This window comes from Pseudomonas sp. NPDC089530, assembly GCF_050280705.1.
In the GTDB taxonomy this organism is placed as follows: domain Bacteria; phylum Pseudomonadota; class Gammaproteobacteria; order Pseudomonadales; family Pseudomonadaceae; genus Aquipseudomonas.
The window spans coordinates 1-24,531 of the sequence record NZ_JBNNVU010000033.1; the positions used below are offsets into that span (position 1 = coordinate 1).

The 24,531-nt window shown below is 64.9% G+C and carries 24 protein-coding genes; 7 read left to right on the forward strand and 17 right to left on the reverse strand.

Features of this window, described 5'->3' with window-relative positions; translation table 11 throughout:
• The first annotated feature begins 67 nt into the window (after positions 1–67).
• A complete protein-coding gene (locus tag ACQKQA_RS14605; RefSeq protein ID WP_427558550.1) occupies positions 68–2,560 on the forward strand; it encodes a ribonuclease E/G in 2,493 nt (830 codons plus the stop codon).
• Between the two features lie 121 nt (positions 2,561–2,681).
• On the opposite strand, the gene ACQKQA_RS14610 is transcribed toward ACQKQA_RS14605, so the two are convergent.
• The 12 genes from ACQKQA_RS14610 to ACQKQA_RS14665 all read right to left on the reverse strand — a co-directional run bounded on the left by ACQKQA_RS14610 (position 2,682) and on the right by ACQKQA_RS14665 (position 14,153).
• On the reverse strand, positions 2,682–3,275 hold the full coding sequence (locus ACQKQA_RS14610; RefSeq protein ID WP_427558552.1) for a nucleotidyltransferase family protein: 594 nt from the start codon (positions 3,273–3,275) through the stop codon (positions 2,682–2,684).
• Positions 3,272–4,267, reverse strand: coding sequence for an XdhC family protein (locus tag ACQKQA_RS14615; protein ID WP_427558555.1), 996 nt, complete (start codon positions 4,265–4,267; stop codon positions 3,272–3,274). Before ACQKQA_RS14615 ends, ACQKQA_RS14610 begins: the two co-directional genes overlap by 4 nt.
• Positions 4,267–6,585, reverse strand: coding sequence for a molybdopterin cofactor-binding domain-containing protein (locus ACQKQA_RS14620; RefSeq protein WP_427558558.1), 2,319 nt, complete (start codon positions 6,583–6,585; stop codon positions 4,267–4,269). The genes ACQKQA_RS14615 and ACQKQA_RS14620 overlap by 1 nt, the downstream gene beginning before the upstream one ends.
• A complete protein-coding gene (locus ACQKQA_RS14625) occupies positions 6,582–7,052 on the reverse strand; it encodes a (2Fe-2S)-binding protein (protein WP_427558561.1) in 471 nt (156 codons plus the stop codon). Before ACQKQA_RS14625 ends, ACQKQA_RS14620 begins: the two co-directional genes overlap by 4 nt.
• Before the next feature lie 246 nt (positions 7,053–7,298).
• On the reverse strand, positions 7,299–8,318 hold the full coding sequence (gene murB, locus ACQKQA_RS14630) for a UDP-N-acetylmuramate dehydrogenase (RefSeq protein ID WP_427558564.1): 1,020 nt from the start codon (positions 8,316–8,318) through the stop codon (positions 7,299–7,301).
• The gene (locus ACQKQA_RS14635; RefSeq protein ID WP_427558567.1) at positions 8,315–8,779 is read right to left on the reverse strand and encodes a low molecular weight protein-tyrosine-phosphatase; all 465 of its coding nucleotides are present in this window, start codon (positions 8,777–8,779) and stop codon (positions 8,315–8,317) included. The genes murB and ACQKQA_RS14635 overlap by 4 nt, the downstream gene beginning before the upstream one ends.
• Positions 8,779–9,543, reverse strand: coding sequence for a 3-deoxy-manno-octulosonate cytidylyltransferase (gene kdsB / locus ACQKQA_RS14640; RefSeq protein WP_427558570.1), 765 nt, complete (start codon positions 9,541–9,543; stop codon positions 8,779–8,781). Before kdsB ends, ACQKQA_RS14635 begins: the two co-directional genes overlap by 1 nt.
• Positions 9,540–9,725 carry a Trm112 family protein gene (locus ACQKQA_RS14645; RefSeq protein WP_007931663.1) on the reverse strand — a complete coding sequence of 62 codons (186 nt, stop codon included), beginning with the start codon at positions 9,723–9,725 and terminating at the stop codon, positions 9,540–9,542. The genes kdsB and ACQKQA_RS14645 overlap by 4 nt, the downstream gene beginning before the upstream one ends.
• Before the next feature lie 23 nt (positions 9,726–9,748).
• Positions 9,749–10,759, reverse strand: coding sequence for a tetraacyldisaccharide 4'-kinase (lpxK, locus tag ACQKQA_RS14650; protein ID WP_427558575.1), 1,011 nt, complete (start codon positions 10,757–10,759; stop codon positions 9,749–9,751).
• A complete protein-coding gene (locus tag ACQKQA_RS14655) occupies positions 10,759–11,187 on the reverse strand; it encodes an ExbD/TolR family protein (protein WP_427558577.1) in 429 nt (142 codons plus the stop codon). The genes lpxK and ACQKQA_RS14655 overlap by 1 nt, the downstream gene beginning before the upstream one ends.
• Entirely contained in the window at positions 11,184–11,819 is a 636-nt protein-coding gene (locus ACQKQA_RS14660; protein WP_427558580.1) for a MotA/TolQ/ExbB proton channel family protein, read from the reverse strand. The genes ACQKQA_RS14655 and ACQKQA_RS14660 overlap by 4 nt, the downstream gene beginning before the upstream one ends.
• A 102-nt stretch (positions 11,820–11,921) precedes the next feature.
• Complete coding sequence (locus ACQKQA_RS14665) at positions 11,922–14,153, reverse strand: DNA internalization-related competence protein ComEC/Rec2 (RefSeq protein WP_427558583.1); 2,232 nt, start codon at positions 14,151–14,153, stop codon at positions 11,922–11,924.
• 147 nt (positions 14,154–14,300) lie between these two features.
• On the opposite strand from ACQKQA_RS14665, the gene ACQKQA_RS14670 reads away from it, so the two are divergent.
• Complete coding sequence (locus ACQKQA_RS14670) at positions 14,301–14,816, forward strand: DUF2062 domain-containing protein (protein WP_427558586.1); 516 nt, start codon at positions 14,301–14,303, stop codon at positions 14,814–14,816.
• Between the two features lie 48 nt (positions 14,817–14,864).
• Here the strand turns inward: ACQKQA_RS14670 and ACQKQA_RS14675 are convergent, their stop codons facing one another.
• The 4 genes from ACQKQA_RS14675 to ACQKQA_RS14690 all read right to left on the reverse strand — a co-directional run bounded on the left by ACQKQA_RS14675 (position 14,865) and on the right by ACQKQA_RS14690 (position 18,031).
• Entirely contained in the window at positions 14,865–15,644 is a 780-nt protein-coding gene (locus ACQKQA_RS14675) for an ABC transporter permease (protein ID WP_427558589.1), read from the reverse strand.
• Positions 15,641–16,573, reverse strand: a complete 933-nt coding sequence (locus ACQKQA_RS14680; protein WP_427558592.1) for an ABC transporter ATP-binding protein — start codon at positions 16,571–16,573, stop codon at positions 15,641–15,643. Before ACQKQA_RS14680 ends, ACQKQA_RS14675 begins: the two co-directional genes overlap by 4 nt.
• A gap of 132 nt (positions 16,574–16,705) precedes the next feature.
• Positions 16,706–17,329: a glutathione S-transferase family protein gene (locus ACQKQA_RS14685; protein ID WP_427558595.1), complete on the reverse strand. Its 624-nt coding sequence runs from the start codon at positions 17,327–17,329 to the stop codon at positions 16,706–16,708.
• A gap of 42 nt (positions 17,330–17,371) precedes the next feature.
• Complete coding sequence (locus ACQKQA_RS14690; protein ID WP_427558598.1) at positions 17,372–18,031, reverse strand: transglutaminase-like domain-containing protein; 660 nt, start codon at positions 18,029–18,031, stop codon at positions 17,372–17,374.
• A gap of 246 nt (positions 18,032–18,277) precedes the next feature.
• Here ACQKQA_RS14690 and ACQKQA_RS14695 point away from each other — a divergent pair, with 246 nt between their 5' ends.
• Positions 18,278–20,725 carry an acyl-CoA dehydrogenase gene (locus tag ACQKQA_RS14695; RefSeq protein WP_427558601.1) on the forward strand — a complete coding sequence of 816 codons (2,448 nt, stop codon included), beginning with the start codon at positions 18,278–18,280 and terminating at the stop codon, positions 20,723–20,725.
• 84 nt (positions 20,726–20,809) lie between these two features.
• Positions 20,810–21,217, forward strand: a complete 408-nt coding sequence (locus tag ACQKQA_RS14700; protein ID WP_007931642.1) for a PA2817 family protein — start codon at positions 20,810–20,812, stop codon at positions 21,215–21,217.
• A gap of 75 nt (positions 21,218–21,292) precedes the next feature.
• Here the strand turns inward: ACQKQA_RS14700 and ACQKQA_RS14705 are convergent, their stop codons facing one another.
• The gene (locus ACQKQA_RS14705) at positions 21,293–22,276 is read right to left on the reverse strand and encodes a LysR substrate-binding domain-containing protein (RefSeq protein ID WP_427558604.1); all 984 of its coding nucleotides are present in this window, start codon (positions 22,274–22,276) and stop codon (positions 21,293–21,295) included.
• Positions 22,277–22,367: 91 nt separating this feature from the next.
• On the opposite strand from ACQKQA_RS14705, the gene ACQKQA_RS14710 reads away from it, so the two are divergent.
• From ACQKQA_RS14710 to ACQKQA_RS14720, 3 genes are all read left to right on the forward strand, one after another.
• On the forward strand, positions 22,368–22,994 hold the full coding sequence (locus tag ACQKQA_RS14710) for an alanyl-tRNA editing protein (RefSeq protein ID WP_427558607.1): 627 nt from the start codon (positions 22,368–22,370) through the stop codon (positions 22,992–22,994).
• A 101-nt stretch (positions 22,995–23,095) separates the two neighbouring features.
• Positions 23,096–23,866, forward strand: coding sequence for a 2OG-Fe(II) oxygenase (locus ACQKQA_RS14715; RefSeq protein ID WP_427558610.1), 771 nt, complete (start codon positions 23,096–23,098; stop codon positions 23,864–23,866).
• Between the two features lies 1 nt (position 23,867).
• Positions 23,868–24,506 (forward strand): LysE family translocator, encoded by a 639-nt coding sequence (locus tag ACQKQA_RS14720; protein ID WP_427558613.1) that lies wholly within the window; start codon positions 23,868–23,870, stop codon positions 24,504–24,506.
• Positions 24,507–24,531 lie beyond the last annotated feature (25 nt).

The window sequence follows — 24,531 nt, forward strand, 5'->3', positions numbered from 1 at the left end:
CAGGTCCAGTGGGTCACGTCGATGGCCGCTTCCGTCGGGCCGTAGAGGTTGTACAGGCCGGCGCCAGGTGATGCCGCAGTACGCCAGCAAAATCAAGCTGTACGAAGACAGCGTGCCGCTGTTCAACCGCTTCCAGATCGAAAGCCAGATCGAAACCGCCTTCCAGCGTGTCGTCGAACTGCCTTCCGGCGGCTCCATCGTCATCGATCCGACCGAAGCCCTGGTGTCCATCGACATCAACTCGGCCCGGGCCACCAAAGGCAGCGACATCGAAGAAACCGCCCTGCAGACCAACCTGGAAGCAGCGGAAGAAATCGCTCGCCAGCTGCGCCTGCGCGACATCGGCGGCCTGATCGTCATCGACTTCATCGACATGACCCCCGCCAAGAACCAGCGCGCCGTGGAAGAAAAAGTCCGCGAATGCCTGGAAGCCGACCGCGCACGCGTCCAGGTTGGCCGCATCTCGCGCTTCGGCCTGCTGGAAATGTCCCGTCAGCGCCTGCGTCCATCGCTCGGCGAAAGCAGCGGCATCGTCTGCCCACGCTGCAATGGCACCGGCATCATCCGCGACGTCGAATCGCTGTCGCTGGCCATCCTGCGCCTGATCGAAGAAGAAGCCCTGAAAGACCGCACTGCCGAAGTTCGCGCCCAAGTGCCGATTCCGGTCGCCGCCTTCCTGCTCAATGAAAAGCGCAACTCGATCACCAAGATCGAACTGCGCACCCGCGCCCGTATCGTCATTCTGCCGAACGACCATCTCGAAACGCCGCACTTCGAAGTGCAGCGCCTGCGCGATGACAGCCCGGAAGCCGCCAACAACCAGTCCAGCTACGAAATCGCCGCTGCCGCCGCCGAGGCCGAAGAAGCCCAGCCAGCCGCCGCGACCCGTACCCTGGTTCGCCAGGAAGCGGCCGTCAAGACTGCTCCAGCCCGCGCCAACGCGCCGGTCCCAACCGAAGCCCCTGCTGCCCCAGTGGCCGCTCCAGTCGCCGTTGCCGAGCCAAGCCTGTTCAAGGGCCTGGTGAAGTCCCTGGTCAGCCTGTTCGCCAGCAAGGAAGAGCCAGCCGCTCCGGTCGTGGTCGAGAAGCCGGTCACCGAGCGTCCTGCGCGCAACGAAGAGCGCCGCAACGGTCGTCAGCAGAGCCGCAACCGTAGCGGTCGTCGCGACGAAGAGCGCAAGCCGCGCGAAGAACGTGCGCCTCGTGAAGAACGCGCACCTCGTGAAGAACGTGCCCCACGCGAAGAGCGTCAGCCGCGTGAAGTCCGCGAAGCCCGTGAGGAAGTCCAGGCTACCGCTCGCGAAGAACGCGCCCCACGCCCGCCACGGGAAGAGCGTCAACCTCGTCCTCCGCGCGAAGAGCGCAAGCCACGTGGCGAGCGTGAAGAACGCGTCCGCGAACTGCGCGAACCGCTGGATGCCGCTCCAGCCCCTACCGCTGAAGAGCGTCCGGCTCGCCAGCCACGGGAAGAGCGTCAGCCGCGTCCACCGCGTGAAGAGCGCCAACCACGTACCGAACAGGTCGCGGCCGTCGCTGAAGAAGAGCTGCTGCCGAACGAAGAGCAACTGCTGGAAGACGGTCAGGAGAACGCCGAGGGCGATCGTCCACGCCGCCGCTCCCGTGGCCAGCGTCGTCGCAGCAACCGTCGTGAGCGTCAACGCGATGCCAACGGCAATGTGATCGAAGGCTCGGAAGACAACGCCGAAGAACCAAGCAGCGCCGATCTGGCCGCAGGCCTGGCGGTCACCGCCGCCGTTGCCGGCAGCGTGATCAGCGCCCCTGCCGAAGCCCAGGCTCACGAGCAGGCCGAACGTGCCACCGCAGCAACCCAGGAAACCGCTCCGACCGTCGAAGCACCGGCAGTCGAAGCCACCACGGCGGTCATCGCTCCAGTGGTACCTGCTGTTGAAGTCGCCGAAGTTCGTGAAGAACCAGCCGCAGAGCCTGTGGTGGTTGCAGAGCAACCTGTAGTGGCCGCCGAGCCGGCAGTCGAAGCGCCAGTCGCCGAGCAGCCAGCAGCAGAGCCAGCCCAGGAAGCGCCTCGCGCCTTCGAACGTGCCGCCGAGGTAGTTGCTGCCGAAGAAGCCCCTGCGCCAGTCGTAGAAGCCGTGGTCGAAGAAGTCGTGGCCGCACCGGTAGCCGAGGAGCCAGCGGTTGTTGCTCCTGTAGCAGTGGAACCCGTGATCGCCGCTCCGGTTGAAGCACCTGCCGCCGAAGTGGTCGCGCCGGTTGTCGAAACCGCTCCTGTCAGCGCCCTGACCAGCAACGGCCGCGCGCCAAACGACCCACGTGAAGTGCGTCGTCGCAAGCGCGAAGCCGAGCGCCTGCAGAAGGAAGCCGAACTGGCTGCCGCTGCCGCCGCTGAAGCTCCGGCGCAAGCCGTAGCGGCTGCCGAGCCTGCGCCGGTCGTTGCCGAGGTTGTCGAGGCCGCTCCTGCTGCCGAGCCAGCCATCGAGCAACCTGCCCCGGTCGTCGACGAAACCCCGCGTGCCGTCGAAGAAGTGGTAGAGCACAAGCCCAAGGCCCTGGAAGAAGAGCACGAGCCTAAACCCCTCGTCTGATTCCTGAGCCGATAAAAAGCCCCGCCTGGTCACCCAGGCGGGGCTTTTTCATATCTGCAGCTCTTTCATTCCTCTCCTGCCGGAACGGTCAGTCGACGCTCGACTACTCGCGATAACACTCTCAACCGCTAAAGACCAACGCCTGCGGCACATCCACATCCCACAACACGCCGGCATCGGCCAGCGGTACTTCAACGACGTGCCCCAGGGCAAACAATGGCCTGGCCCCTCGATCCCCGGACAGCCCCTGCAACGCTGGCCCAAAGGCCGCGCCAAAGGCCACCGGATGACCATAGGCCCCGTCATGCACAGGCACCCGGATCATCCCCTCACCCAGCCCCTGCGCCACGCTCTCGATACTCGATGGCAGGATAAAAGGCATATCCCCCAGCACCACCAGCCAGCTACCGGCATCGGCACAGGCCTCGACGGCCGCGGCAATGCTGTCGCCCATGCCCGGTGAATCCAGGAGCAGCACCTGGCAGCCATAAGCCTGGGCCAGAGCAATCACCTCAAGCCGCTCGGCCGTGGTCACCAGGACCCTGCGGGCAAGCGATGCCGGCAGGTTCGACAACACTTGCTCGATCACCGGCCTGACCACCGCATCCCGCCCCAGGCAGGGCGCCAGCAGCTTGTCTTGCCCGGCCCCCGCCACCTGCCGATAACGGCTGCCCTGCCCTGCCGCCAGGATCACCACGCACGGCGACTGGCTCACGCGCTCACCTGCACGGCCGCCGGGGAGGTTTTTTTCTGCAACGGATCGATGCCGTTCTTGATGGCGACGATCTCCGACATCACCGACAGCGCGATTTCCGCTGGCGTATGGCTGCCGATAGGCAGACCGATGGGGCCATGCAGGCGTTCGATGGCTTGGGGCTCCAGCCCCAGTTGGGCCAGGTTCTCCCGGCGTTTCCGACTGTTGACCCGCGAGCCCAGGGCGCCAACGTAGAACGCCCGGGAATTGAGCGCGGTCAGCAGCGCCATGTCATCCAGCCTCGGGTCATGGGTCAGCGCGACAATGGCCGTGCGCTCGTCGGTCTCGATGCTCAGCACCGCGTCGTCGGGCATACCCGGCACAAAACGTCCGTGCTGCTCTTCCCAGCCATGGACGAACTCCTTGCGCGGATCGCAGATCAGCACTTCGAAATCCAGCAGGCGCGCCATCTCCGCCACATACCGCGACAACTGCCCGGCACCGATCAACAGCAGGCGCCAGCGCGGACCGTAGATCGCCCGCAGGGTATCGCCATCGAACATCAGCCCGTCGGTCTTGCTGGCCGGTTTCAACAACACTTCGCCGCTGCCCAGGTTCAATTCCCGGGCAACGATCTCATGGGCTTCGCAACGGGCCAGCAATTCGGCGACCCAGGCCGGGTCGCCGACCCGCTCCTCGGCCAAGCGCAAAGTGCCGCCGCAAGGCAGGCCAAAACGCGCGGCCTCCTCGCGGGTCACCCCATAAGTCACCAGTTGCACCGGCGGCCCGTCCTCAGGCAGGCGGCCATCGTGCAACCGGGCGATCAGATCGTCCTCGATACAGCCCCCAGAAACCGAGCCGATCACCACACCGTCGCCACGCAGCGCCAACATGGCGCCGGGTGGTCGCGGCGCGCTGCCCCAGGTCTGGACCACGCTGTACAACATCACGCGTTGCCCCGCGCGGCGCCACTCCAGCACGCTGCGCAGGACATTCAGGTCGACGCTGTCCATCAGGCCTTGGCCGCCTGCCGCCAGCCTTGCAGTTGGTAGCGCACCGGCAGGTTACGGATGCGCTTGCCGGTGGCGGCGAAGATCGCATTGCACAGGGCCGGCGCGATCGGCGGCACGCCCGGTTCGCCGACACCGCCCAGCGGCACCTCGCCCGGCGGCGTCACCAGGTGCACCGCGACCTCCTTCGGCGCCAGGGACATGCGCGCCACTTCATACATATGGAAGTTGTCCTGCTGGACCTTGCCGCCCTTGAAGCTGATCTCCCCCACCACCGCGTTGCCCAGGCCCATCACGCAGGCGCCTTCGAACTGCGAACGGATACGTTCGGGGTTGATTTGCGGACCGCAGTCCACGGCGATATCGGCCTTGTGCACGATCAAGGTGCCGTCATCCTTGACCTCGACCTCGATCACCGCCGCCACGTAGGTGACGAAGCTGTAGTGCACCGCCAGCCCCAGGCCGCGGCCCTTGGGCAGGCTGCGCCCCCAGCCCGCCGCCTTGGCCGCCGTCTCCAGCACGCCACGCATCCGCGCGGTGTCGATCGGGTAGCGCTCCGGGGACTCGCCGTAGTTCCACTCTTCGCTCAAGGTCCGCGGGTCGATCTGCCGATCCGGCCCGAGCAGCTTGAGCTGGTACTTCAATGGGTCCTGCCCGGCCTTGTGGGCCAGTTCGTCGACAAAGCTCTGGATGGCGAAGCCGTGGGGGATGTTCGACACCGAGCGGTACCAGCCGACTCGGGTATGCACAGCCGCCTCGGGGTTCTCCAGGCGCACGTTGGGAATCGCATAGGCCATGTTGGTAAAGCCCATGCCCAGTTCGAAGGCGGCCGCATGGTTCATGCCTGGAGCGAACAACGCGGTGATGCTCGGCGCCACGGTGCGATGCAGCCAGCCGGACGGCATGCCGTCCTGGTTCAGGCTGGCCTTGAGGTATTCCGCCGACACGGTGTGGAAGTAGGAGTGGTGAATGTCGTCCTCGCGGGTCCACTGCACGCGGACCGCCTTGCCCGGCACTTCCTTGGCCAGGATCGCGGCTTCGAGGACGAAGTCGGGCTTGGATTTACGGCCGAAACCACCGCCGAGCAAGGTGATGTTGACGGTCACCTTGTCGAAGGGGATCCCCAGACGCTCGGCGATGCGCTCGCGGGTCACCTGGGGCGCCTGGCTCGGCGCCCAGGCTTCGCAGTGGCCGTCCTGGAAGCGCGCCACGGCGACCATCGGCTCCATCGGCGCCTGGGCCAGGTGCGGCAGGTAGTAGGAGGCCTCCAGGCTGCTGTCGGCACTGCTCATGGCCTGGTCGAGATCACCGGTACTGCGCACCACTTTGCCCGGTTTGCGCGCCGCGGCTTCCAGCTCCTGGCGATAGGCAATCGAGTCGTAGCCAGCGTTGGCGCCGTCGTCCCATTCGATCTTCAGCGCCTCGCGGCCCTTGATCGCCGCCCAGGTGTTGCTGGCGAGCACCGCCACCCCACCCAGGGGCTGGAACTCCGAAGGCAGCGGACGGCTGTCGATCTGCACCACCTTGATCACGCCCGGGACCTTCAGCGCCGCGCTGTCGTCGAAGGACTTGACCTTGCCGCCATACACCCGCGGGCGCGCCACCGTCGCGAAGAGCATGCCGTCGATATGCACGTCAGCGCCGTAGACCACCTGGCCGTTGACGATGTCGGCACCGTCGATGGCACGGCTGCCTTCCTTGCCGATATAGCGGAATTCGCCGGGCTGCTTGAGCCGCAGGCTATCCCGGGCCGGCACCGCCAGGGCGCTCGCCGCGGCCGCCAGGGCACCGTAGCCCAGCTCGCGACCGCTCGGCTGGTGCAGCACTTTATGCAGCTGGGCCCGGCATTCGGTCACCGGGACTTGCCACTGGTCGGCCGCCGCCTGTTCGAGCATGGTCCGCGCGGCCGCGCCGCAACGCCGCATCGGTTCGTACCAGTGGCGCATGCTGCGGGAACCGTCGGTGTCCTGGTTGCCGAACAGCGCCTCGTCGCCCGGCGCCTGCCTGACCTTCACCAGCGCCCAGTCGGCCTCCAGTTCGTCGGCGACCACCATGCTCAGGCTGGTGCGCACACCCTGGCCCATTTCCGAACGGTTGCAGAGCACGGTCACGCTGCCATCGGCGGCGATGCTCACGTACACCTTCGGGTCATCGACCCAGCCATGGGGCATGCCGTCGGCACCGAACTTCTGTTCTTCGGCAAACGCCTCCTGCCAACCCCAGCTGGCCGCCAGCACCAGCGCACCGGTGGCACCGACGCCTTTGAGGAAGCCACGGCGGCTGAGGTTGCTCAAGGCAAAATCATTCGGCAACCGGCTCATGCCTTGGCCTCCTGCAGATGGGTGGACGCCTGGCGGATCGCAGTCTTGATCCGGTTGTAGGTGCCGCAGCGGCAGATGTTGCCGACCATGGCCTCTTCGATCTGCTCGTCGCTGGGGTTGGGGTTGACCTTGAGCAAGGCTGTGGCCGACATGATCTGCCCGCCCTGGCAGTAGCCGCACTGGGCCACCGCGCTGTCCAGCCAGGCTTGCTGCACGACCTTGCCGACCGGGTCGCTGTGCAGGTCGTCGATGGTGCTGACGTTCTGCCCGACCACCGAGCCGATCGGCGTGATGCAACTGCGCGCCGGGGCGCCGTCGATATGGATGGTGCACGCGCCGCACAGGCCCATGCCGCACCCGAACTTGGTGCCGTTGTAACCCGCCACATCGCGGATAGCCCAGAGCAGCGGCATGTCCTCGGGGACATCCAGTTGATGATCTTGACCGTTGAGTTTCAGAGTAATCATGGGCACGCCCGCATATTTTCCGTTTATGGGGTCGAGCAATCTGCCGTTGAGTACAACGACTTGCGCAAGCAGATCGACTCAGGCTAATGGGCTCTCTTATGAAGACGCAGGCGTCTTCACCGGGCCTTTGGGGACAAAGATATACATTGTTAGGAAGCTAAGTTAAGCCTCGATTGATAAAAAAGCCTTGCAGGCGTCAACCGTGCAAGGCTTTTCAAGGGTGCGCTCAGCGTAGCCCAGGTGGTCTCAATAGAGATTGGGTTCCATCTCCAACTGCACCTGGAAACGCTCGGCGATGTCCCTCTGGATCCGCTGTGCCAGGCTCAACAGCTGCAAGCCTGTGGCCTGGCCGTGGTTGACCAGCACCAGCGACTGCAAGCGATGAACGCCGGCATCGCCCTCGCGAAAGCCCTTCCAGCCGGCCTGCTCGATCAGCCAGCCCGCCGCCAGCTTCACCTGCCCATCCGGCTGCGGATAACCCACCAGCCCCGCATGCCGCTGCCGGATCTCGGCCGCCAGGGCGGCGGGCACCACCGGGTTCTTGAAGAAGCTGCCCGCATTGCCCAGCACCGTCGGGTCCGGCAGTTTTTCGCTGCGGATGCTGCAAATGGCGCGGCTGACATCAGTGGCCGTCGGATGCTCGACGCCCTGCTCGCTCAGGCGCTGGCGTACCGGGCCGTACTCCAGATGCAGGTGCTCGCTGCGGGCCAGGGCAAAACGCACCCGCAGAATCAGCCAGCGACCGGCCTGCTGTTTGAACAGGCTGTCGCGGTAGGCGAACTGGCACTCCTCCAGGCTGAAATCCCGCAACTCGCCGCTCTGCCGATCCAGCGCGGTCAGGCCGGCGAACACATCCTTGATCTCGACCCCATAGGCGCCGATGTTCTGCATCGGCGCGGCGCCCACGGTGCCTGGAATCAGGCTGAGGTTCTCAAGGCCCGACAGCCCTTGCTCCAGAGTCCACAGCACGAACGGGTGCCAGGTTTCACCGGCCTCGGCCTCGACCACCACCCGCTGGCCGTCGTCGCTCAGCAGACGAATGCCGCGGGTGCCCATGCGCAATACCAGCGCCTGGATATCGGCCGTCAGCAGCAGGTTGCTGCCACCGCCAATCACCAGCAGCGGCAGCCGGTGCGCGGCCGAATAGGCCAGGGCCTCACGCACGTCGGCGTCGCTGTGGGCCTCGGCGAACAGCTGCGCTCGCACATCGACGCCGAAACTGTTGTAGGGCTTGAGGGACACCTGGGACTGCATATCCAGACTCATAGCCGCCCCTTCAGCTCGATCACCAGCCGGTCGCAGGCGTACTCGATCAGATCCAGCACCTGCTCGAAGCCCTGTTCGCCGTCGTAGTAAGGATCCGGCACCTCGTCCAGCGCCGCTTCGTAGCGACGCAGGAACAGGTCCAACTCGGCCTTGCCCTGGGCCGGCTGCAGCGCCTTGAGGTTGCGCAGGTTGCTTTCGTCCATGGCCAGGATCAGGTCGTAGCGGGCGAAGTCCGCGCTGCCGACCTGCTGGGCACGCTGGGCCGACAGGTCATAGCCGCGTAGCAGGGCCGCGCGCTGGCTGCGCTTGTCCGGCGCCTTGCCGATGTGCCAGTCGCCGGTCCCCGCGGACGCGACTTCGACCCGCTCGGCCAGCCCCGCTTCGCGCAATTTGTGGCGCAACACACCCTCCGCCGTCGGCGAACGGCAGATATTGCCCAGGCAGACAAACAGAACCCGCATCAGGCCTCCAGCAAGCGACGGACGCGCTCGAGGTCTTCGGCGGTATCGACACCGGCGGGCGGCGCTTCCAGGGCATCGGCGACATGGATCCGCACGCCGTGCCACAAAGCCCGCAGTTGCTCCAGGGCCTCGGTGCTTTCCAGCCAGCACGGGCCCCAGCTGACGAAGTCATGCAGGAAACCGGCGCGGTAGGCGTAGATCCCGATATGGCGGCGATAAGGCACGCCGGCCGGCAGCTGGCTGCGGTCTTGCGCAAAAGCGTCCCGCGCCCAGGGCAGCGTGGCGCGGCTGAAGGTCAGGGCCAGGCCGTTGAGGTCGCTGACCACCTTGACCACGTTCGGGTTGAACAGGGTCTCGACGTCTTCGATCGGCTCGGCCAGGGTGGCCATGCGCGCCTCGGTGTGCGCGGCCAGGTTGGCGGCGACCTGGTCGATCACCGCCGGCGGGATCAACGGCTCGTCGCCCTGGACATTGACCACAATGGCGTCCGCGGCGAGCCCCAGCTGGCTGGCGACTTCCGCCAGGCGGTCGGTGCCGGAGTTGTGGTCCTCGCGGGTCAGCACCACTTCCGCGCCGAAGCCCTGGCAGGCCTCGACGATCCGGGCGTCATCAGTGGCCACGACCACGCGCTGGGCACTGCTCTTGCGGGCCTGCTCCCAGACGTGCTGGATCATCGGCTTGCCGGCGATCAGTTGCAGTGGCTTGCCCGGCAGCCGGGTGGAGGCGAAACGCGCGGGAATGACAACGGTAAAGACGGTGGTCATTTATCCAGGCGCTCGTCGGTGCTGAGGGTACGGGCTTCGCTTTCCAGCATGACCGGGATGCCATCACGAATCGGATAGGCCAGGCCGGCGCCCTTGCTGATCAGCTCGGTCTTGTCGGCGCTGAGCTTCAGCGGTCCCTTGCAGATCGGGCAAGCGAGGATATCGAGCAATTTGGTGTCCATGAGAGTTCCCTGGATAGAAGCGTTTAAGGCAAAAGACGAGCAGGCAACAGGCGCGTCAGCTGCGTATCGAACCAGGCCACGAAGGCCGGGGATGGCACAGCATCCACCGCCAGGTACCACCAGTCGCAAGCCGCGAAGGCACGGCACTTCACCGCATCCTTTTCGGTCATGACCAACGGCAGCGACGGGGTGAAACTCAGCGCCTGCGCGCTGTATTCGGCATGGTCGGCGAAAGCATGCGGGACAGGCCGCCAGTGTAGCGTTTCAAGGGTAGTGAAGAAACGTTGCGGATTGCCGATACCGGCCACCGCGTGCAACGCCTGCCCCGGTGCGAAGTGCTCAAGCCCGCGGCGCTCGCCGCTCTGCAGGTTGACCAGGGCAGTGGGCGCCAGGCGAAAGGCGAAGCCCTCCTCGCGATCCTCGCTGGCGCCGTTGAACAGCACCGCGTCGACGCTTTGCAGACGCTCGACGGGTTCGCGCAGCGGACCGGCCGGCAGGCAGCGCCGGTTGCCCAGCCCGCGCGCGGCATCGATCAGCACCAGTTCCAGAGCGCGGCCCATGCGGTAGTGCTGCATGCCGTCGTCGGAAAGAATCAGGTCCAGCGGCTCGGCGGCCAGCAAGGCCTGCACGGCACGACTGCGGTCGGGGTCGATCATCAGCGGCACGCCGGTGCGCTGGACGATCAGCAAGGGTTCGTCGCCGGCGACCTCCGCGCTCTGCTCGGCGGCCACCCGCCAGGGCAACTGCGGCGGCTTGGCGCCGTAACCGCGGCTGACCACACCGACCCGCAGCCCGTGGCGCTGGCAATGCTCGATCATCCACAGGATCAGTGGCGTCTTGCCGGTGCCGCCCACGGTGATATTGCCCACCACCACCAGCGGCACCGGTGGCTGGTAGACAGTGCCCTCGCCGGCCAGGAAGCGTTCGCGCTTGCGCACCACCACCCGCCGGTAGAGCCACTCCAGGGGCTGCAACAGCTTCAACGCGCGATGGCCGTCGTACCAGGCGGCGAGCAGACGATCGGACATGGCCATCAGGGTGCCGGCGCCGCCTCGACGGTGGTCATGCGCAGATGGCTGAAGCCGAGCTTGCCGGCGGCGTCCATCGCGGTAACGACCGCCTGATGCTGGGTCTTGCCGTCGGCACTGATGGACAACGGCATGTTGGTGTCGCCGGCCGACTCCTTCTGCAAGGCGTCGATCAGGCTGGCCAGGTCGCTCTTGGGCAGCACCTGGTTATTCACCGAAAACACCCCGTCGGCACTGATGGCGATATCCAGCTGCTTGGTCTGCTGGTCTTCGGCCGGCGAGCCGCTGACGGCCTCCGGCAATTCGACGCGCAGCTGGGTTTCCCGGGTGAAGGTAGTGGTCACGACGAAAAACAGCAGCAGGATAAACACCACGTCGATCAACGACGCGAGGTTGATATCGATGGTTTCCCGTGGCTTGCGGCGAAATTTCACGCTTTGCCCTCGGCCAGGTCGACGTCGCGGTCGCCCTGCACCACTTCGACCAGCTTGATGGCTTCCTGCTCCATGCCCACCACCAGCTCATCGACCCGGCGCTGCAGGAAACGGTGGAAGAACACCGCCGGAATACCGACCATCAGGCCGGACGCAGTGGTGATCAGGGCCTTGGAAATACCACCGGCCAGTACCGCGGCATTGGTGGTCATACCCGAGCCCATGAACGAGCTGAAAATATCGATCATGCCCAGCACCGTACCCAGCAGGCCCAGCAGCGGGGCCATGGCGGCGATGGTGCCGAGGGCGTTGAGGTAACGCTCCAGCTCATGAATGACCCGGGCCGCGGCTTCCTCGATGCACTCCTTCATGATCTCGCGGCCATGCTTGGAGTTGGCCAGGCCGGCGGCGAGGATTTCCCCCAGGGGCGAATGGGCGCGCAGTTCCTTGAGCTTGTCCTTGTTCAGCTGTTTGTCCTTGATCCAGCGCCAGACCTGGCCCAGCAGGTGCGGCGGGGTAACGCGGCTGGCCCGCAGCGTCCACAGGCGTTCGGCAACGATGCCGACCGCGACAATGGAACTCAGAATGATCGGCAACATCATCCAGCCGCCGGATTTGACCAATTCCCACACAGTGACAGTCCCCTCGAAAAAGTGCGCCACTCTAACATAGGGGCCGAATGCACCGAAGAACCTGATGTCGCATGCCTCCCGGCTTTAATAACTCTCGGTTATTTAAGGAGATAGTGGCCATTTGCGCCAAAAGCGCCGCTGCCCCCGCAGGCTCATCGGTTCGGCGTAGGCACCCAGCGTTATTCGCAATGCGCCATGCTGCGCGCTGTCGTAAATGGCGCTTCCCTGCTGTCGATAACGCTCGACGACCTGCGGGTGCGGATGCCCGAATCCATTGCCGTGCCCGCGGGAAATCAACACCGCCGACGGCGCCAATGTCTTGAGCAGGGCCGGCGATGACGAGCTGCGGCTGCCATGGTGCGGCGCCTGCAGCCAATGGGTCCCGACAGCCAACGGGGTGTCCAGCAAGGCGCGCTCGGCCAGGGCGTCGATATCCCCGGTCAGCAGCAAGCGTTCGCCCCGAGCTTCGACCTGCAGCACGCAGGACTTCTGGTTGCCGGTCCGCGCATCCGCCCATTGCCACATGGAAAAACTCACGCCGTCCCATTGCCACTGCTCGCCGCTGGCACAAGGTTGGGCCGGCAGAGAGGCCGGCAAGCCTTCGGGATCGCCGCTGAGCAGCCTGGCCACCGGCAGCCCGCGCCGGACAGCATCGGCGCCACCGGCATGATCGGCATCGGCATGGCTGAGCAGCATCAGGTCGAGGCGCTCGACGCCCAGCTTGCGCAAGGACGGCAGCACCACCCGGGCGCCCAGGTCGGAATCGCCGAAACGCGGACCGGCGTCATACAACAGCGCGTGCTCGCGGGTGCGCACCAGCACCGCCAGGCCCTGGCCGACATCCAATTGCCAGACCTGCGCCTCGCCATACGGCAGCGTATTTTTCGGTGGAAACACCATCAACAGCAGCATCGGCCATCCCAGCGGCCGCAGCGGCACACCGGCGGGCAGCAACAGCAGCAAGGCCCCCAGTGCGCTGATGCCCCAGGCCCAGAGTGGTATGGCCGGCGCTATCCAGGCGGGCCATCGGGCGGCCAGCAGGGTCAGGCCGCGGAACAACACATCCAGCAAACCACCGGCCAGCCAGAGCAAGCCTTCGCCCAGATAAGGCACCGCCAGGAGCAGGGTGCCAAGCAGTGCCGGCGGCAACACCAGCAGGCTGATCCAAGGCTCCGCCAACAGATTGGCCAGAGGCCCGCTGAGACTGATGGGCAGGCCCAGCGCCAGCAGCACCGGGCACAGGCCGATGGCGATCAACCATTGGATGCGGGTCCAGGACTGCCACCAGCGCCAGCCGCCCAGGCGTCCGCCAAAAATCAGGATCAGCACCGCCACCGCGGTAAAGGACAGCCAGAACCCCGGCTGTAAACTGGCCAACGGCTCGAACAGCAGCACCGCATCGAGCGCCAGCAGGAACGGCCACCAGGCGCCCAAGTGACGAAAGCGCAGACGCCAGACCAGTACCAGGGCGACCATCACGCAGGCGCGCCGCACCGGCACATCGAACCCAGCGAGCAAGCCGTAGCCCAGGGCCGAGGCGAACGCCAGCCCGCAGGCCCAGGGCAGCCAGGGCCAGCGAGCGGGCCACAGGCCGTAACGGGCCAGCCCCGCCACCAGGGCATAGATCACGGCGGCCAGCAAGCTGATGTGCTGCCCGGAAATCACCATCAGGTGCACAGTCCCGGTGTCCTGCAGGACTCGCCAGTCTTCAGCACTCAACCCCGAACCGTCGCCCAGCACCAGGGCCGCCAAGCCACCGGCGCGTCCGTGGGCCTCGACTTGCAGCAGGCGCTGACGAATACGCGCCCGCCAGCTCCCTTCCGCGGCGACCAGCCGTTGCCCGTCCTTGACCGTACCCGTGGCGCCGATGCGCTGGGCCAGCAGCCAGGCCTCATGGTCGAAGGCCTGCAGATTGACCAGGCCGACCGGCCGCTTGAGTTTCACCGCCAGGCGCCAGCGCTCGCCGCTGTGCAGCGGCGGCCCGCCATACCAGGCCAGGCGCAGGCGCTGGGGAATCCGCTCGCGCCGCGCCTGTGCGCCTTCCAGCTCGAAACGCACCATGCCCTCGGCCTGCCGCGGCAGCCCCACCACCCGGCCTTCGAGCCAGCGGGTCTGGCCGTCGAGAGATTCCGCCAAGCGATCATCCAGTGCCCATTGCGCGCTGACACAAGCCCAGACCAGCCCCAGCAGGAACAACGCCACGGGATAGGTGCGAAACGGCAGCAACATCAAGGCCAGCACCACCAACACCACCAACCATCCGAAGGCTGGCAGCACCGGCAAAAAACGCAGGGTCAACAACCCCGCCGCCAACGCCAGCATGGCCGTACGCATAAGCCCGTCCTTGAGCATTCTCGAGTGTTCCCACTCTCCGGCTTAGCTCAACGGACCGGGCGCCAGCTTTATCATTTGTCACAAAGTCTGAATGGGCGCCTTTTAGAATCCGGGCATACTTGCCGCCTGAACTGACCGAGAAGCCTTATGCCCCGGCGCCTATTCAAACGTTACATGCCAGACCCGACCAGCATCAGGGAACACAAGTCCTTACGCTTTCTTGGCACGCTGCTGCATGATCCCAACCTCTGGCACCTCAACCGACACTCCGTGGCGCGTGCCATGGCGGTCGGCCTGTTCGCGGCCTTCATGCCGATCCCCGCGCAGATGTTGCTGGCCGCTGTCCTGGCCATTTCCATACGCGGCAACCTGCCGATTGCCGTGAGCCTGGTCTGGCTGACCAATCCGATCACCATGCCGCCGGTCTTCTTCTGCACCTATCAGGTCGGCGCCTGGCTGATGAACGTGCCACCGCGCAGCCTGCCCGACGAACTGACCTGGGAGTGGATCAGCGGCGAACTCTCGACCCTCTGGCAACCCTTCCTGCTGGGTTCGGTGGTGGCCGGCCTGGCCCTGGGCGCCCTCGCCTATTGCCTGACCATGCTGTACTGGCGCTGGTGGGTCAGCCGGCAGTGGCGCCGCCGCCGGCAAAGCCGGCTGTAGAAACGCAAACGGCCTCCCGAGGGAGGCCGTTTTCATTGGCGCGCGAGCTTACTGGCGCATGCCGCGACCGCTCACCAGCAGGCGGGCACAACCGAAGTACAAGACCACGGTGGCCACCAGCATGAAGGTAATGGCCACGCTGATCCGGATGTCCGAAACCCCCAGGATGCCGAACCGGAAGGCGTTGACCATGTGCAGCACCGGGTTGGCCAGCGATACCGTCTGCCAGAACGGCGGCAGCAGGGTGATGGAGTAGAACACGCCGCCCAGGTAGGTCAGCGGGGTCAGCACGAAGGTCGGGATGATCGAGATATCGTCGAAGTTGCGCGCGAACACCGCATTGATGAAGCCCAGCAGCGAAAAGATGGTCGCGGTCAGGACCACCACCAGCAAGGTGATGCCCAGATGGTGCACCTGCAACTGGGTGAAGAACAGCGACAGCAGCGTCACGATCACCCCCACCGCCAGGCCGCGCAGGACCCCGCCCAGGGTGTAGCCGATGAGGATGGTGTGCGGCGACACCGGCGACACCATCAGCTCCTCGATGGAGCGCTGGAACTTGCTGCCGAAGAAGCTCGAGACCACGTTGCCGTAGGAGTTGGTGATCACCGACATCATGATCAGGCCCGGCACGATGTACTCCATGTAGGTGAAACCACCCATGTCGCCGATTTGCCGGCCGATCAGGTTGCCGAAGATCACGAAGTACAGAACCATGGTGATCGCCGGCGGCAGCAGGGTCTGCGGCCAGATCCGGGTGAAACGCCGGACTTCGCGATAGACGATGGTGTTCATCGCGACCAGGTTGGGCCGTAGCTCGGACGTCATACCGCCACCTTCGACAGATTTTTCTCCACCAGGGACACGAACAACTCCTCAAGGCGATTGGTTTTGTTACGCAGGCTCAGCACCTCGATGTTCTGCTGGGCCAGTTGGCTGAACAGCGCGGTGATGCCCACCACTTTGTCGACCTGGACTTCCAGGGTATGGCTGTCGACCAGCTTGCTCGGGTAGCCGAGCAGTTTCGGCGCCTCCTTCATTTCGGTCTTCAGGTCGAGCAGGAAGGTTTCCACATGCAACTGGCTGAGCAGATTGCGCATGCTGGTGTTCTCGACGATGGCACCATGGTCGATGATGCCGATGTTGCGACACAGCTGCTCAGCCTCCTCCAGGTAATGGGTGGTGAGGATGATGGTGATGCCTTTCTGGTTGAGCTCGGTGAGGAAGGTCCACATCGAACGCCGCAACTCGATATCCACGCCAGCGGTCGGTTCGTCGAGGATCAGCAGGCGCGGCTCGTGCACCAGGGCGCGGGCGATCATCAGGCGCCGCTTCATGCCGCCGGACAGCGAACGCGAAGGCACATCGCGCTTGTCCCACAGCCCGAGCTGGGTCAGGTACTGCTCGGCCCGCTCCTTGGCGACTTTCGCCGGAATGCCGTAATAACCGGCCTGGGTCACGACGATATCGAAGGTCTTCTCGAACTGGTTGAAGTTGAATTCCTGGGGCACCACGCCGATGCAGCGCTTGAGCGCGGCGGGCTCGCGGTCCAGGTCATGACCGAAGACATTCACCGTGCCGCTGGTCTTGTTCACCAGGGTCGAGAGGATGCCGATGGTGGTGGATTTGCCGGCGCCGTTGGGGCCGAGCAAGGCGAAGAAGTCACCTTCGGCGACATCCAGATCGATACCACTCAGGGCCTGGAAACCGTTGCCGTAGGTTTTGGTTAGCTGCCGGATGGACAGAGCGGAACTCATATCGGATTTACGCACCAAGAAGGGAGAACGTTATAGGTAAGGGCGGACCGCCTGCATTGCAACGGCGCCGGATCCACCCAATGGTGCTTGCCGACGCCGCACAAGTACAGTCACCTGTATTGATAGTCAGTATTAAGTCAACGCGGTCATCACCGCCTTGCGATAGGCCGGACGCTGCTGCAGGCGTTCGTACCAGGCTTGCAGATTAGACAATCGCACACGCTCGATGGGCATTTCGAACCAAGCATAGATGAAGCTGCCCAGGGGGATGTCGCCCATGCCGATTTCGGCACCGGACAAGTAAGGCTGTTCGGCCAGCGCCTGGTCCACCACCGCCAGCAGTTCGCCGCAGGTCTTCAGCGCAGCGCCGATCTTGTCCCAGTCCTGTTGCTCCGCCGGCGTGCGCAGCACCCCCCAGAACAGGTGGCGGAAGGGTTCGGCGAAGGTCGAGGTGGTCCAGTCCATCCACTTCTCGGCCGAGGCCCGCGCCTGTACATCGCTCGGGTACCAGGACGTACCGGCGGCGTGGCGCGCGGCGAGATAACGCACGATGGTGTTGGATTCCCACAACACAAAGCCGTCATCCTCGATCAGCGGAATCCGCCCGTTGGGATTCATCGCCCGATACGCCGGCGTGTCCACCACGCCGAAGGCGCCACCGGCATCCACCGCCTCGTAGGTCAGGCCGAGCTCCTCGGCGCACCATAATGCTTTCCTGACGTTCGACGAGTTTTTCCGCCCCCAGATCTTCAGCATGACCGCTCCTCAGTGATGAATGCCGAGGCAGTCTACGCCGGATCAGAGCTGGCTCAAATCACTCTGCATGTCGCCCAGCAGCGCCGGCATCTGCCCGCCGAACAGGTGCGGGTAGCACTGTTCCAGGTGCTTGAAGAAGTACGTCTCGGGCACATCGGCGAACTGCCCGTGGTCCAGCACGTACTCCATCATCTGCTCGCCCTGGCGGTTGAAGGGATGGAACACGCTGTCGCGGCGGCCATCGAATTCCAGCGGCGCCACGTCGAACAACTCGCAGAGTTTCTGGTTGAACGCCGGCGTGGCCTTGACCCAGCGCCCCTGCAGGTACAGCTCGGTGTAGCCGTGCATGGCAAAAACGTCGCTGCGCAAAAGCTCCAGCAAACGCGGGGTCGACAGATGATTGCGCACATCCGCCAGGCCGATCCGCGCGGCGATCCCGCAATGCCGCGCGCAGCCGGCAAGCAGGGTGGCCTTGGGCACGCAGTAGCTCTCGCCGGTGGCCAGGGCATGGCTGCCGCGCAGGGTCCCGGGGTCGAGGCTGAAGGTGTAGGGGTTGTAGCGCACGGCTTCGCGTACCGCGTAATAGAGGCTCACCGCCTGGTCCAGCGGATCGCGGCTGGCACCACGATGAGTTTCGGCGAACTCCACCACCGCGGGGTGGTCACTATCGATGAAGCGGCTGGGGCTCAAGTACTCGTGCATGGGGATGATCTCCGAGTGGAGTCTGGAGTCTAACGACGGCCCCGTTCCAGCGATAACGGCGTTTCGGCCAAACATCAGAGGCTGCGGCTTCGAGCCCTACAAGATCGACGAACTGCTGAACCGATGCCTGACGCCCTGTGTCCGCTTCTTCTGACCGATTCAAGCGCACTGCCCTGTCACCCCTTTTGTCGGATGCCGACTAAGCTCTGTGGGTGATTTTGCCCCTGGCTTCACGGAGGATTGAATATGCTGTTGTTGTGGATACTGGTTCTGCTGGTCGGTATCGCCTACCTCGCCCACCGCCGCACCGCACCCCAGCACGCCCTCGGCGTGGTGGCCATCTATCTGCTGGCCATGGGCGCCTTCAGCCGTGCACCGGGCTGGCTGCTGCTGATCTTCTGGGTACTGCTGGCGGCGCTGGCCGCGCCCTTGCTGCTGCCCGATCTGCGCCGCAAATACTTCAGCGCGCCGCTGTTCGATTGGTTCCAGAAAGTCCTGCCGCCGATGTCGCAAACCGAGCGCGACGCCATCGATGCCGGCACGGTCTGGTGGGACGGCGAACTGTTCAGTGGCCGTCCTGACTGGAACAAGTTGCTGGCCTATCCCAAGGCGCAACTGAGCGAAGAGGAACAAGCCTTTATCGACGGCCCCACCGAGGAGCTGTGCGCCATGGTCAGCGACTGGCAGGTCGGCCAGGAGATGGACCTGCCGCCCGCAGCCTGGGAACACATCAAGCAGCACGGCTTCTTTGCCCTGATCATCCCCAAGGAGTTCGGCGGCAAAGGCTTCTCCGCCTACGCCCACTCCCAGGTGGCGATGAAACTGGCGACCCGCAGCGGCGACCTGGCCTCCACCGTGATGGTCCCCAACTCCCTCGGCCCGGCCGAGTTGCTGCTGCATTACGGCACCGACGAACAGCGCAACCATTACCTGCCGCGCCTGGCCCGCGGCGACGATATCCCATGCTTCGCCCTCACCGGCCCGCTGGCCGGTTCCGACGCCGGCGCCATGCCCGACACCGGGGTGATCTGCAAAGGCCAATGGCAGGGCGAGGAAACCATCGGCCTGCGCCTGAACTGGGAAAAGCGCTATATCACCCTGGGTCCGGTGGCCACCCTCCTCGGCCTGGCCTTCAAGGCCTATGACCCGGACCACCTGCTGGGCGACGAGGAAGACCTGGGCATCAGCCTGGCGCTGGTGCCGACCGATACCCCCGGGGTGGAAATCGGCCGCCGCCACCTGCCCCTCGGCGCCGCCTTCATGAACGGCCCGAACGCCGGCAAGGACGTGTTCATCCCCCTGGACTTCCTGATCGGCGGCCAGGAAATGCTCGGCAAGGGCTGGATGATGCTGATGAACTGCCTGTCGGTCGGCCGCTCCATTTCCCTGCCGGCGGTCGGTACCGGCGCGGCCAAGTTCACCAGCCTGGTGACCGGCCAATATGCCCAGGTACGGGAACAGTTCAACGTTCCCCTCAGCGCTTTCGAAGGCATCCAGGAGGCCCTGGCCCGCATCGGCGGCAACGCCTGGCTGATGGACAGCGCGCGCATGCTCACGGCCAACGCCGTCGATCTGGGGGAAAAGCCCTCGGTGCTGTCGGCCATCCTCAAGTATCACCTGACCGAACGCGGGCGCGAGTGCATCAGCCACGCCATGGACGTGCACGGCGGCAAGGCCATCATCATGGGCCCGAACAACTACCTGGGTCGCAGTTGGCAAGGCGCGCCGATCTTCATCACCGTGGAAGGCGCGAACATCCTTTCGCGCAACCTGATGATCTTCGGCCAGGGCGCCATTCGCTGCCATCCGTTCGTGCTCAAGGAAATGGCCCTGGCCGGTCGTGAGGACCATGACCAGGCGCTGGTGGAGTTCGACGGCCTGCTGCTCAAGCACATCGGTTTTGCCGTGAGCAACGCGGCCAGCACCCTGGTGCTGAACCTGGGCCTGGGGCACTTCGAACCCGCGCCGGGGGACAAGCTCAGCCAGGGTTACTTCCGCGCGCTCAACCGCCAGGCCGCGGCCTTCGCCCTGCTGGCCGACCTGAGCATGATGCTGCTGGGCGGCGAACTGAAACGCCGCGAACGCCTGTCGGCACGCCTCGGCGATGTGCTCAGCCACCTGTACCTGGCCTCCGCAGCCCTCAAGCGTTACCACGACCTGGATTCGCCGGAGCATCTGCAGCCGCTGTTCACCTGGGCCATGGAAGAAAGCCTCGGCCAGTCGGAACGGGCGCTGGACCAGTTGCTCGACAACTTCCCGAACCGGGTGCTGGGTTGCCTGCTGCGCGCGCTGGTGTTCCCGTTCGGCCGCCGTCACAAGGGGCCGTCCGATGCGCTGGACGCCGAGGTCGCCGCGGTCATCGGCCGGGCCAAGGGCGACCCGACCCTGGAAGAACTGCTGGCCGGCTGCTACCGCCCACAATCGACGGAAGATCCGGTCGGCGCCCTGCAACACGCCTGCGACCTGCTGAACGCCAGCCACCCGCTGCAAAAAAAACTGCACGAGGCGCTGAAAAGCGGCCAGCTCAAACCCGTCGCCGGCGAACAGGTGATCGACGCCGCGCTGGAGGCCGGGGTGTTGCAACCCGTGGAAGCCCAGACCCTGCGCGAAGCTGAAGCCGCCCGGCGCAAAGTCATCGACGTCGATGACTTCGCCAAGGAGGAGCTGACCCTGGGCGCAGGGAAAACCCGCTAGGCCACAAGACCGCCAGGCGGATTATGAAACCGGGCGCGGGGGCTATATACTCCCGCGCCCGTTTTGCTGTTGAGGACTCATGCCATGTCCAACGTCGTTGCCGATCATCTCGTCCTGCTCGACCACCTGCGCAGTATCCTGGTCGCCGTGGGCGAAGCCGAGCAGGTTCCCGAAGAAAGCCATGCCCTGTTCCTGGAACGCTTCGACGAACTGCGCGCCTCGCTGCCGATCGACCCGATCGAAAGCCAGTACCTGGGCCAGGATCTGCTGTGCCAGGTGATGCAACGTTATCCACAAGTGGCGCACCTGGTGCCGCGGGATCTGCTGTGGTTCTTCGCCGGGGATTGCCTGCACTACATGCCCGACGAAGAAATCGACCTGTATCAGGCCCTGGAAGAACGCCGCTACGAGGCCGAGCAGAACGATGAACCGTTCGACTGGAACCAGGAAAAGCAGCTGCTGGCGCTCTCCGCCCAGGACAGCAAGCACTGAGTCCGGCCCGGAAATGAACAAGGCCCGCACGGTTCACCGGCGGGCCTTTTGTTTTTCTGCTCAACGCCGGCGGGCTCAAGCTGCGCCACTGTCTTCGGGCTGTTCGTAGCCTTTCGCCGTCTGCTTGCCCTGCCGGCTCAAGGTCGGCTCCTTGGCCAGGCACTCCACCAGGTAATCGATGAATACCCGCAGCTTCGGCGGCAGGTAACGGGTCGGCGAGTGCAGCAACCAGGCGCCGCCATGGTAGGAGGCGAGAAACGTCCAGTCCGGCAGCACCTGCACCAGCAGGCCCTGCTCCAGGGCATGGCGGACCGTGAAGTACGGCAGGCTGCCGATGCCGATATGTTCGAGCACCGCCCCCAGGCGCACCCCGGTGTGATTGGCCGCATAACGCCCGCGCACGCCGACGGTCACCTGCTTGCTGCCTTTCTTGAACTTCCAGCGGGCATCGCTGGGGGTTTCGCCCAGGTAAATGCAACTGTGGTTGAGCAGATCCTGAGGATGGCTCGGTGTCCCGTGTTCGGCCAGGTATTGCGGCGTGGCACACAGCAGGTGGTCGATGGTCAGCAGTTGGCGCCCCACCAGCCCCGGCGGCGGCCGATCGGTGATGCGGATGGCCAGGTCGACGTTATCGTCGATCAAGTCGATGTTGCGATCTTCCAGCAACAGCTCGACGTCGACTTTGGGATAGCGCCGTAGAAACTCGGGCATATAGGGATGCACGACAAAACGCCCCACGGCCTTGGGCACGCTGACCCGCACCAGCCCTTCGGCCTCCTGGGTGAACTGGCCGCTGATTTCCATCACCGATTTGGCGGCGCAGACCATCTCGCTGCAGCGCTTGAACACTTCCTCGCCCCCTTCGCTCAAGCGCAGCTTGCGCGTGGTGCGTTGCAACAGGCGAATCGCCAGCGCCTTTTCCAGGCGGGAGATGCTGCGACTCACCGCCGACGGCGAAGAACCTAGCTGGCGCGCGGCCTCGGAGAAGCTGCCGACTTCGACGACCTTGACGAAAATCGCCATTTCACCCAGCAGCGGAAGGGGAAGATTTATGCTCACGGCGCAACAGTCCTTTGAGGTTTGAACGGATTATCACGCAATTCCGCTGCGCCATATAATTAAAAAATTCATTCTAATAAGGGCACGGAATATGACGCTTCGCCTCTTTTTTCATAATGATGAACTCAAGGCCAACGTTGAAGTGCTCGAGTGCACCCCGCAGGACAACGAGTTCGCGGTGATCCTGCGGGCCACCCCCTTCCATCCCCAGGGCGGCGGCCAGCCCTGCGACACCGGCTGGATCGGCGAGAGCCAGGTGCTGCGCGTGGTCCAGGAACCCGAGCGGATCGTGCATTACGTCAGCCAGCCGGTGAACCCCGGCATGGTCCAGGTACTGGTCGACGAACAGCGTCGCCAGTTCAATACCCGCATGCACTCGGCCGGGCACCTGATCGGCCATTTCGGCGAATCCCGCGGCTGGACGCCGATCAAGGCCCATCACTGGCCCGGCGAAGGGCGCGTGTCCTTCAAGCCCGGCGACCACCCGCAGGAATTCGATGTCGACAGCCTGCAACACGGCATCGATCACTGGATCGCCGCCGACCTGCCGCGCCTGGTCTCGCTGCGCGAAGGCGCGCGGGAAATCGGTTTCGGCGAGCTGCCCGCCTACGGCTGCGGTGGTACTCACGTCAAGCGCCTGAAGGAATTGGGCAACGTCACCATCGCTTCGCTCTCGCAAAAGAAAGGCGTGCTTTCGGTTCACTACAGCGTGGACTGATTCATCGGCGATGCCGCCTTGCGCATCACGCGACGCATCGCCCGAAACAGAGAAAACCCGCGTGCGCGGGTTCGACGATTATCGGATAGAGGGATCTGCAGATGATGCTTGACGTCGAGCGTCTCGATGAGACGTGCATAAAAAAACTGGCCCATGAGCAAGTGCTCGCCCTGCGCATCAAGAACTTCTTGCCGCACACCCAGGCGCTCCAGCTGGGCGACAAGATTCTCACCCCCGGCTTCGAAGGCTATATCAACGCCCCCAGCATCGGGCGGATCGGCATGGCGTTCTATGAAGCGGAAAACCAGCCGCCGCTGATCGAAGACTATTTCGAGCACGCCACCGCCAATATCGCCGAACTGCGCGCGCGCTGCGCGCCCTACGCCTCCCCCGTCGACACCCTGCGCTGCATGCTCGACGAGTCCTGGCCGGCCGGCGCCCACCTGGAAAACCTCTACGGCCGCAAGATGTACGTCGGCCTGTCCCGCGTGGTGAAACCCGGCGTGTGCTTCCTCGCCCACCACGACATTTTCGCCAAGGACGCCCCGGACAGTTTCCAGGCCCACAGCCTGGAAGCGCAGTTCGCCTGCAACCTCTACCTGAACATGCCCGACGCCGGCGGCGCCCTGCAGATGTGGGATCACGATATTTCGCCGGACCAGTTCGACGACATGCGCGGCGACAGCTACGGCATCGATCCCGAGCTGCTCGGCACCCCCGCCCTGGAAGTCCGCCCGGAGCCCGGGGACTTCATCATGTTCAATTCACGGCGCATGCACGCGGTCACCCCGGGGGTGGCCAACCCGCGCCTGAGCCTGTCCTTTTTTGTCGGCTATCGCGGCAGCTCGTCCCCCCTGACCTTCTGGAGTTGAAATGCTTTCCAACTATCTAGGCGAATTCCTGGCCCTGGCCACCATCCACTTTCTTGCCGTGGTAGCCCCGGGGCCGGACTTCGCCGTGACCATCCGCCAGAGCGTGCGCTTTGGCCGGGTGGTCGGGCTGTGCACGGCCATCGGCATCGGCGCGGGGATTTCCGTACATGTGCTGTACACCCTGCTGGGCGTGGGCGCGCTGATGCACGCCACGCCCTGGCTGCTGAACGTGGCCAAGGTGGTGGGTGGTGCCTACATTCTCTATCTCGGGGTCAGCCTGCTGCGCAGCAAACCCAGGACCTCGTTCGAAGGCAGCGACGGGGTCGGCGACCAGGCGCAGCGGCAGAGCTTGCCCCGAGCCTTCATGACCGGCTTCCTGACCAACGCCACCAACCCCAAGGCCACGCTGTTCTTCCTGGCGATCTTCACCACGGTGATCAGCGCCAGCACGCCGCTCAAGGTGCAGGCGCTCTACGGTCTCTGGATGTGTGGCGTGAACGCCCTGTGGTTCGTGATCGTGGCACTGTTCTTTTCCAGCCCGCGGGTACGCCTGCTGTTTATGCGCATGGGCCACTGGTTCGAGCGGACCATGGGGGTGATCCTGATCCTGTTCGCCGGGCGCCTGATCCTGTCGATGTAAACCCCGTCGTCGGCCAGGCGCCCGC